Consider the following 8,686-nt stretch of genomic DNA (forward strand, 5'->3'; position numbering starts at 1 on the left):
CCCGCGCAGCGAAGCTCACAGGATCAGGGGAGCGCACCGGGTCGCGGAGGCGGTAAGGTGCAAGAAATAGAGAAGAAAAACATTCTTGGCACCGCCTATCCTGTCAGCAGGAAGAGCCGCCCGAGGGAATCCAGATGAGCAACCCGCCGAAAATCCGCCGTGCCTCGCCGAGCAGGGTCGTGGGCGACATCAAGCGCGAGCAGTATTTCGCCAAACTCGCCCTGGACCGGCCGGACGTCGGCCTGTGCCGGGCTACGACACTGGTGGCGAAGTCCATCGACGCCGATCTGACCGGCTACGAGATCTCGGCGGCCCAGCACCTGGTGCTGAAGATGCTGAGCGATGTCGGCCCGTGCTCGCAGCAGGAGCTGAGCGAGCAGCTGCGGATCGACCGCAGCGTGATGGTCGGCTGCATCGACGGGCTGGAGGACTCGGGATTCGTGCGCCGGGAAAGGCATCCGAAGGACCGCCGGGCCAACGTCATCGTGCCCACGCCCGACGGTTTCGCCGCGCTGGCGGATGTCGAGAACGGGGTGCCCGGTTTTCTCGACCGCGCCTTCCAGGCCCTCACGCCCGCGGAGCGCAGGACCCTGGCCCGGCTGATGATCAAGATCCTCGACGTGGCGTGAGCCGCCGCCGGGTCCGCCCCGCGGCCCGGCCGCGTCACACGGGGGCCAGCGCCCGCAGCGCCCGCAGCATGCCGTCGGGACCCGCCCCGAACTCGGGGGAGGGGAGGACGGCGAGCAGCGGTGTCACCACGCCCGCCTCGACGTAGCCCGCCACCTGCGCACGGCACTCCTCCGGGCTGCCGTGCACGAGCAGCGCGTCGACCAGCTCGTCCGGCACCGCCGCCGCGGCCCCCGCGAAGTCGCCGCCGCGCCAGGCCCGGTGGCTGGCCGCGAGGGCGTCCCCGCGGCCGAGCCAGTCGTGGAAGGCGGAGTACGTACGGGCGTTGAGGATCCCGCCGAGCATGGCCCGGCCCTGGGCCCGGGCGAAGCCGCGGTCCCTGGTGGGGCAGACGAAGATCCGCGCCACCACCTCCTTGCCCTTGCCCTCGGGCCCCATCGCCTCGACGACCCGTGGAACGTCCTGCACGGTCAGGAAGTTGATGATGAGCCCGTCGGCCTCCCGGCCCGCGAGCCGGAGCATCTGCGGACGCAGCGCGCCGACCATGACCGGCGGCGCCGGCCGGGGCACGGACGCGAGCCGGAAGCCCTCGATCGTGAACGAGTCGTAGACGCCCGCGACGAACTCGCCGGCCAGCGCGGACCGCAGGAAGCGCACGGTGTCCCGGACCCGGCGGTAGGGGTGCTCGAAGGGGATCCCGTTGATGCGCGTCACGAACGGCGGTCCTGACGACCCCACCCCGACCACCACCCGGCCCGGCGCGGCCTCGGCGAGCGTGGCGGCGGTCATCGCCAGCAGCGCCGGCCCGCGGGTCTGCACGGGGACGACCGCCGTCCCCACCCGCAGGGACGGCGCCCACGCCGCGGCCAGGGCGAGCGGGGTGAAGCCGTCGTGGCCCGCGGCCTCGCCCGTCCAGGCGTCGGTGTAGCCGAGGTCGGGCAGCTGCTCGACGACGCGCCGGTGCGCGGACAGGGGCACCGTCCGCAGCGGGATCGTCACTCCGTACCGGTCCACTGGATCTCTCCCTCGGGCAGGTTGGGGCGGGTTCTGACACGAGCGGGCAGGGGGCTCCCGGCCGGGTGGATCAGCCGGAAGGGGTCGGCTCCCGCCGCAGGGCGACCTCCAGCAGGCCCGGGAAGCGGGCCTCCAGGTCCTCGCGGCGCAGCGACATCAGGCGATGGGTCCCCTCGATACGGGTGTGCGTGACCCCGGAGTCCCGCAGCACCTTGAGATGGTGCGAGAGCGTGGACTTCGACAGCGGGACGTCCAGGCCGCTGCAGGAGCGCTCGCCCACGCCGTCCAGACCGCGCACGATGGCCAGCCGCGTCGGATCGCTCAGCGCGTGGAAGACGTCGGTCAGCTGGATCTCGCTGCGGAGCGGGTGCTTGAGCGTGCGCACCTACCACCGGTCCCAGTGGGCCACCTCGGCCGCCGCGACGCGCGGTCCGGGCCGGAAGCCGGTGCCGATCGTGTACGCGAGCGGGATCAGCGCGGTCTGGACGACGGTGGCGTACGGGATGCCGAGCAGCTCGGCGGCCTCCTGCTCGTACTGCAGGTGCGGGGTCGTCCAGGCGGTGCCGAGCCCGCGCGACCGCGCCGCGAGCATGAACTGCCAGACCGCCGGGAAGATCGAGCCGTAGACGTTGGCGCGGCGCACCGGCCAGTCGAGGTCCTTGCGGTCCGCCACCCGGACGCAGGGCACGACCAGCACCGGCACCTCGTGCAGGTGCTCGAACAGATGGCGGGCGCTGTCCGCGATGCGCTCCCAGCCCGCGGAGTCGCCCCGGTTGACGTTCGTGCCCGCCACGGGCTCGCGCGGGCTGGTGAGGCCGGCCCGGTAGAGGTCGGCGAGCGCCGCCCGCTGCCGCGGGTCGGTCACGAACACGAAGTCCCAGTGCTGCCGGTTGCGTCCGGTCGGGGCCTGGACGGCCAGCGTGAGGCACTCCTCGATCACCTCGCGTCCCACCGGGCGCGTCAGGTCCAGCCGCTTGCGCACGGCCCGTGTGGTCGTGAGCAGCTCGTCGACGGACAGGTCAAGTGGACTCATGGCCCCGAGGCCCCTTTCGCGGTCGATGGTCATGTCAACTCGGCCCGAGGAAACCCTTGTTGTGCGAGCCGCCTTGTTCCTATAGTTCCATACGTTGCGAACTTGCGAACCATGGTACCGGGGATCACGAGGAGACAAGGTGCCTGAGCTCAAGATCGAAGTCGACCCCGCAGAGGTCGGCCTGGACGCAGGACGCCTGGAGCGTCTCGACCGCTACCTCGCCGCCTACGTCGACGACGGAAGGCTGCCCGGCTGGCAGATCGCGGTGACGCGCAGGGGCCGGGTGGCGCACCTCGCGCAGTACGGCCACCGCGACGTCGAGAACGGCCTCCCCAGTGAGGGGGACACCCTCTACCGGGCGTGGTCGATGACCAAGCCCGTCACCTCCGTCGCCGCGATGACACTGGTGGAGGACGGCACGATCGGTCTCCAGGACCCGGTCAGCCGGTACATACCCGCGTTCGAGGACGTCCGGATCTACCAGCGCGGACCGGCCTCCCGGCCGGTCACCACGCCCGTCGCCGGGCCCATCAGGATCCAGCACCTGCTCACCCACACCTCGGGCCTGACCTACGGCTTCCACGGCGCCCACCCGGTGGACGAGATCTACACCCGGAACGGCTACGAGTGGGCCACCCCGCCCGGTCTGTCGCTGGCGGAGTGCTGCGAGCAGTGGGCGTCCTTCCCGCTGCTCTTCGAGCCCGGAACGGCCTGGAACTACGGCGTGTCGAGCGACGTGCTCGGCCGCGTCGTCGAGGTCGCCTCCGGCAGCGGCCTCGACGACTTCTACGCCGCACGCGTCCTGGAACCCCTCGGGATGACCGACACCGCGTTCTTCGTCCCGCCGGAGAAGGCCGACCGGCTGGCCGCCTTCTACACCGCGGACCCCGCCACCGGACGCGCCGTCAGGGCCGACCACCTGGGGGCCGGCGCGCTGCACCGCCCCGCGTGCCTGTCCGGCAGCGCGGGCCTGGTCACCACGCTCGCCGACTACCACCGCTTCACCCAGATGCTCCTCGGCGGCGGCACGTTCGACGGCGCGAGGGTCCTCGGACCGCGCACCGTGCGGCACATGCTGCGCAACCACCTCCCCGGCGGCGCCGACCTGGCCTCCGTGGGGCGGCCGGTCTTCTCGGAGATGCCGACCTCGGGCGTCGGGTTCGGGCTCGGCTTCGCCGTGGTCGAGGACCCGGCCGCGGCCGGCGTCCCGGCGAGCCCGGGGGAGTACGCCTGGCACAGCGTGGCCGGGACGGTCTTCTGGGTGGATCCGGTGGAGGAGATCACCGTCCTGTTCTTCACCCAGCTCATGCCGTCCAGCGCCCATCCGCTGCACAGCCGCCTGCGGCAACTGGTCAACCAGGCCCTGGTGGACTGAGAGAGGGAGCAAATCGCCATGTGCGGTCCTGAAACGATCCTCGGGGCGGCGTCCCCGGAGCCGCCGAGCCGGCACACGCCCGTCACCGCCCAGCCGCCGGAGCAGGCACAGCGGTCGCAGCCCCGGCCGGAGGGCGCGGCCCCGGTCCACGTCCCCCGGGGCGTCCTGCGCGACCTCACGCACGTCCTGGGCGAGGACTGGCCGGTGTTCGACCTCTACGTGAAGCCGATGCGGATCACCCGGCTGGCCAACCTCTCGGAGCACGAGTACAACGCCTTCGAGCTGACGTTCAACGAGCACATCGGCACCCACATCGACGCGCCCGCGCACTTCGACGACGGCGGGCTGACGGTGGCGGAGATCCCGCCCGAGACCCTCGTCGCCCCGCTCGCGGTGGTACGGGTGCGCGAGCGCGCGGCGCGCGACAACGTCACCGAGCTGACCGTGGACGACCTGCTGCGCTGGGAGAGCCGCAACGGCCGCATCCCGGACAGGGCCGTGGTGGCGGTCGACAACGGCTGGTCCGAGCGGATCGGTGTCCCCGGGGCCTTCCTCAACTTCGACGAGAAGGAGGGCCACTACCGCTACCCCGGCATCTCCGTGGAGGCCGCGCACTTCCTCGTCACGGAGCGCTCCGTCGTCGGGGTCGGCACCGACACGCCGAGCCTGGAGCCCGGCACCCGCCCGGCCGACCCGTTCACCCACCGGGTGCTGCTCCCGGCGGGGAAGTACGGCATCGAGAACCTGGCGAACCTGGACACCGTCCCGGACGTGGGCGCGACGCTGGTCGTGGGAGCGCCCAAGCACGCCGGGGGAACGGGCGGTCCGGCGCGCGTCCTCGCGTTCGTATGAGTGCCTCCGCGGGCCGTCGGGCCCGAGTCGGAACCGATCTAGGAGAACGCACGTGACCTCATCATCGGGTACGTCAGCCTCCGTGCACCCGCCCCGGGAGCGCTGGGAGTGGAAGGAGGAGCGGTACAGGGACGGCGTGTTCAGCCATGCGGTGGGCACCGAGCGCGAGCGGCTGCGGCTGCTGGAGTCCGTACTGGACGAGCACACCCGCGAGAGCTTCCGGCGCCGCGGCCTGCGCGCGGGCCACCGCGTCCTGGAGGTCGGCGGCGGTGGCGGCTCGGTCGCCCGCTGGCTGGCCGAGCAGGGCGCCGAGGTGACCGTCACCGACCTCGACACCACCTACCTCGACGAGCTGGCCGGGCACGGCGTCCAGGTGCTGCGGCACGACGTGTACACCGAGGACTTCCCCGCGGGGAGCTTCGACTTCATCCACACCCGCTACGTCGTGATCCACCTGCCGGACCCGGAGAAGGCCGTGGCCCGGCTCGCGGGCTGGCTCAGGCCCGGGGGCGTGCTGCTGCTGGAGGAACCGGCCTTCTTCCCCATCCAGGACTCCCCGCACCCGGCCTACCGCACCGTCATGCGGGCCTTCCGGGACCATCTGGAGAGCGCCGTGGGCACGGACACCGAATGGGCCCGCACCCTTCCGGTGCCGCTGGAGGGCAAGGGGCTCAGCGGTATTGGCTACGACGCGCGCTTCCAGCGGATCGCCGGCGGCGACGCCGAGGCGGCGTGGTGGCAGCTGACGCTGGAGCAGACCCGGGAGGCGGCGGTCGCCGCGGGCCGGGCGACGGACGAGGACTTCGAGGCCGCCTACCGGGAGCTGAACGACCCCGGCTTCCACGACCTCTCGCTCGCCGTCTTCACCGCCTGGGGCACCAGGCAGGACTGACGGGCCGCCGGGGCGGTGCCTCCGGCCGCGGGCGCGCGGCAACCGCGCCCGGGGCCGGGGCGCCGCCCTGGCGTTTCCAGGCGCCGGGACGGCGGAAGACCGATCTCCCATCTGCTGTAAAACAGTTGGAAGAAAGATGATTTCACTGCTACGTTTATGACCCAATCATTGAGCTGCAGACCATGTCTGCCGCAACGGAACGGTGGGGATGATGACGGAGCGTCAATCACAGGCCTCGGTGCCGGTGCCGAGCACGGGCCGCAGCGGCAACCTGCTGCTCCTGGTGCTGTGCGCACAGCTCTTCCTGGACTCCATGGACGTCTCGCTGATGGGTGTCGCGCTGCCCAAGATGCAGCACTCGATGCATCTGGACGCCCAGCAGCTCCAGTGGGTCATCTCGGGCTACGCGGTCGCCTACGGCGGCTTCCTGCTCCTGGGCGGGCGGGCGGCCGACCTCTTCGGCCGGCGCCGCATGTTCTTCTGGGCCACCGCGGTCTTCGCCGTCGTCAGCCTCGTCGGCGGCCTGGTCTCCAGCGGGTCGCTGCTGATCCTCACCCGCGTGGTCAAGGGCGTCGCCGCCGCGTTCATCGCCCCGGCCGCGCTGTCGATCATCACCACGACCTTCCGCGAGGGGCCCGAACGCAACCGGGCGATGGGCGTGTTCGGCCTGACCGGCGCCAGCGGCTACGCGGCGGGCCTGGTCTTCTCCGGGCTGCTCACGTCGGTCAGCTGGCGGCTCACCTTCTTCGTCCCGTTCGCGGTGGCCGCCCTCGTGCTCACGCTCGTGCGCGGCGTCGTCGCCCCCGACGAGTCCCGCCAGGGGGAGCGCCGCGGCTTCGACGTCGTCGGCGCCGTCACGGCGACCGCCGGACTGCTGCTGCTGGTGTTCGCCCTGACCCGTGCCTCCGACGCCGGCTGGGGCTCCGCGTCCACCGTGGGCGGCCTGGCCGTCGCGGTGGTGCTGCTCGCCGTCTTCGTCCTCATCGAGGGCCGCCGCAAGGACCCCCTCGTCGACCTCGCCATCTTCCGCTCGCGCACCCTGTCCACGGCCAACGTCGTGGGCGTCGTCTGGGCCTGCGCGACCATCGGCTGGCAGTTCGTCGCGCTGCTCTACCTCCAGGACGTGCTCGGCTACAGCGCGCTCCAGGCGGGCATGGCGATCGTGCCGATGGCCGCGTCGATCCTGGTCGCCGTCAACCTCGCGCCCCGGCTCATCCGCCGGGCCGGTCTGCGGGTGCCGGCCGTGATCGGCATGGTGCTCCAGGGCCTCGGCATCGTGCTGTTCCTGCGGGCCGGAGCCCACGCCTCGTACGCCGCCGCGCTGCTGCCCGCCCTGATCCTGCACGGCCTCGGCAACGGCACCAGCTTCCTCAGCTTCAACATCGCCGGTGTCGGTGGCGTACCGGACGAGAAGCAGGGCCTGGCGGCCTCGCTCATCCAGTCCGCCGTGCAGCTCGGCGGCGGCCTCGGTGTCGCGGTGGGCGCCGCGGTGCTGGCCGGCTCCAGCGGCTCCGGGGTGCAGAGCTACCACCACGCCTTCGTCGCCGTCAGCATCTTCTCGCTGGTCGGCGTGATCGCGTCCGCGGTGGGCCTCGGTGCGCCCAGGAGCGCCGCGGCGGACGGCAAGGGCGACACCGGGGCCCCGGCGGCCGAGCCGTCCGGCGCCGGGCTCCGGAGCGAGCACGCATGAGCGGGACGGCCGCGCCGGGCGTCGCCGCCGGACCGGTGGAGTGGCTCGCGCCCGACGACCCGGTGCTGTCCTGGGACGGGGTCGCGGAGCTGGAGCGCACCGCGGACGGCTGGCTGCCCCGGCGGATCCCCGGAGGACGGCTCGCCACCACGCTCTCCCAGAGCTTCGCGAGCTACGCGGCCATGCCCGCCGGCGTCCGGTTCGGCGTCCGCACCGACGCCGCCGAGGTGACCCTGCGGCTGAACGTGACCGCCGACAGCGCGCCCGTGGACGTCCGGGTCGACGGCGCCCTCGTGCGGCGGGCCGCCGTCTCCGGCGCGTGCGAGATCGTCGTCCCGCTCGCGCCGCCCGCCCGCGCCGCGGAGCCGGCGGAGGCCGGGTCCGCGGCGCACGACGTCGAGGTGTGGCTGCCGCACCTGGGCCACGTCCAGGTGGCGCAGGTCGGCTTCCGCGGGCACCGCGCGCTGCTGCCCGCGCAGCGGCCGGGCCCGCGCTGGGTGACCTACGGGAGCTCCCTCACCCACAGCATGTTCGCCGCCGGTCCGTCCGAGACCTGGGCCGCGCTGACCGCGGCCCGGCGCGGATGGCGGCTGCACAACCTCGGCTTCGCCGGCGAGGCGCACCTCGACCCGGTGGTCGCCCGGACGATCAGGGGCCTCCCCGCCGATCTGATCTCCGTCGAACTGGGCATCAACGTCTACCTGCGGGAGAGCTTCTCCCCCCGCAGCTGGGGCCCGGCGGTGTGCGGATTCGTCGAGACCGTCCGGGACGGGCACCCCGACCTGCCGCTCGCCGTCATCACCCCGCTGGCGTCGCCCACCCGCGAACGCATCCCCAACAAGGTCGGGCTGACGCTGGAGCAGGTGCGCGACGGGACGGTGGCCGCGGTCCGGGTGCTGGAAGCGCTCGGCGACCGGAACCTCCACGTCGTCGACGGCCTGTCCGTCGTCCCCGTCGACGAGGCCGGCGAGCACTTCGCCGACGGACTGCACCCGACGGCGGACGGCGAGCACGTCCTGGCCGCCCGGATCGGCCCGGCGCTGGAGGGCCTGCTGCGTCCGCCTGCGGCGCCCTGACACGGGCGCCGCAGGCCCGGTCCGGGGGGGGGGGGGGGGGGCCCCCCCCCGCCCCCCCCCCCCCCCCCCCCCCCCCCCCCCCCCCCCCGCGCCCCCCCCCCCCGGGGGCGCCCCAGGTAGTTGAGGT

9 protein-coding genes are annotated in these 8,686 nt (G+C 73.2%); 6 read left to right on the plus strand and 3 right to left on the minus strand.

Annotated features, from left to right (window positions below; translation table 11 throughout):
* Positions 1-134 precede the first annotated feature (134 nt).
* The gene (locus ACH4SE_RS12825) at positions 135-629 is read left to right on the plus strand and encodes a MarR family winged helix-turn-helix transcriptional regulator (protein WP_398543380.1); all 495 of its coding nucleotides are present in this window, start codon (positions 135-137) and stop codon (positions 627-629) included.
* A gap of 34 nt (positions 630-663) precedes the next feature.
* Here the strand turns inward: ACH4SE_RS12825 and ACH4SE_RS12830 are convergent, their stop codons facing one another.
* The 3 genes from ACH4SE_RS12830 to ACH4SE_RS12840 form a co-directional block, all read right to left on the minus strand.
* On the minus strand, positions 664-1,641 hold the full coding sequence (locus ACH4SE_RS12830; RefSeq protein ID WP_398543381.1) for an LLM class F420-dependent oxidoreductase: 978 nt from the start codon (positions 1,639-1,641) through the stop codon (positions 664-666).
* A gap of 70 nt (positions 1,642-1,711) precedes the next feature.
* A complete protein-coding gene (locus tag ACH4SE_RS12835) occupies positions 1,712-2,026 on the minus strand; it encodes an ArsR/SmtB family transcription factor (protein ID WP_398543382.1) in 315 nt (104 codons plus the stop codon).
* On the minus strand, positions 2,027-2,674 hold the full coding sequence (locus ACH4SE_RS12840; RefSeq protein WP_398543383.1) for a nitroreductase family protein: 648 nt from the start codon (positions 2,672-2,674) through the stop codon (positions 2,027-2,029).
* A gap of 139 nt (positions 2,675-2,813) precedes the next feature.
* On the opposite strand from ACH4SE_RS12840, the gene ACH4SE_RS12845 reads away from it, so the two are divergent.
* The 5 genes from ACH4SE_RS12845 to ACH4SE_RS12865 all read left to right on the plus strand — a co-directional run bounded on the left by ACH4SE_RS12845 (position 2,814) and on the right by ACH4SE_RS12865 (position 8,559).
* Complete coding sequence (locus tag ACH4SE_RS12845; RefSeq protein ID WP_398543384.1) at positions 2,814-4,049, plus strand: serine hydrolase domain-containing protein; 1,236 nt, start codon at positions 2,814-2,816, stop codon at positions 4,047-4,049.
* Between the two features lie 18 nt (positions 4,050-4,067).
* Positions 4,068-4,901, plus strand: coding sequence for a cyclase family protein (locus ACH4SE_RS12850; protein ID WP_398543385.1), 834 nt, complete (start codon positions 4,068-4,070; stop codon positions 4,899-4,901).
* 52 nt (positions 4,902-4,953) lie between these two features.
* Entirely contained in the window at positions 4,954-5,793 is an 840-nt protein-coding gene (locus ACH4SE_RS12855; RefSeq protein WP_398543386.1) for a class I SAM-dependent methyltransferase, read from the plus strand.
* A 211-nt stretch (positions 5,794-6,004) separates the two neighbouring features.
* The gene (locus tag ACH4SE_RS12860) at positions 6,005-7,483 is read left to right on the plus strand and encodes an MFS transporter (protein ID WP_398543387.1); all 1,479 of its coding nucleotides are present in this window, start codon (positions 6,005-6,007) and stop codon (positions 7,481-7,483) included.
* Positions 7,480-8,559, plus strand: a complete 1,080-nt coding sequence (locus tag ACH4SE_RS12865; protein WP_398543388.1) for a GDSL-type esterase/lipase family protein — start codon at positions 7,480-7,482, stop codon at positions 8,557-8,559. The genes ACH4SE_RS12860 and ACH4SE_RS12865 overlap by 4 nt, the downstream gene beginning before the upstream one ends.
* Positions 8,560-8,686 lie beyond the last annotated feature (127 nt).

Origin of the sequence: Streptomyces sp. NPDC020983 (genome assembly GCF_044333485.1) — a bacterium.
Classification (GTDB): Bacteria; Actinomycetota; Actinomycetes; order Streptomycetales; family Streptomycetaceae; genus Actinacidiphila.

Bases quoted from the DNA above. Each gene is read 5' to 3' on its own strand.
- ACH4SE_RS12825 (WP_398543380.1), top strand. From the start codon at position 135: ATGAGCAACCCGCCGAAAATCCGCCGTGCCTCGCCGAGCAGGGTCGTG.
- ACH4SE_RS12840 (WP_398543383.1), bottom strand. From the start codon at position 2,674: ATGAGTCCACTTGACCTGTCCGTCGACGAGCTGCTCACGACCACACGG.
- ACH4SE_RS12850 (WP_398543385.1), top strand. From the start codon at position 4,068: ATGTGCGGTCCTGAAACGATCCTCGGGGCGGCGTCCCCGGAGCCGCCG.
- ACH4SE_RS12860 (WP_398543387.1), top strand. From the start codon at position 6,005: ATGACGGAGCGTCAATCACAGGCCTCGGTGCCGGTGCCGAGCACGGGC.
- ACH4SE_RS12865 (WP_398543388.1), top strand. From the start codon at position 7,480: ATGAGCGGGACGGCCGCGCCGGGCGTCGCCGCCGGACCGGTGGAGTGG.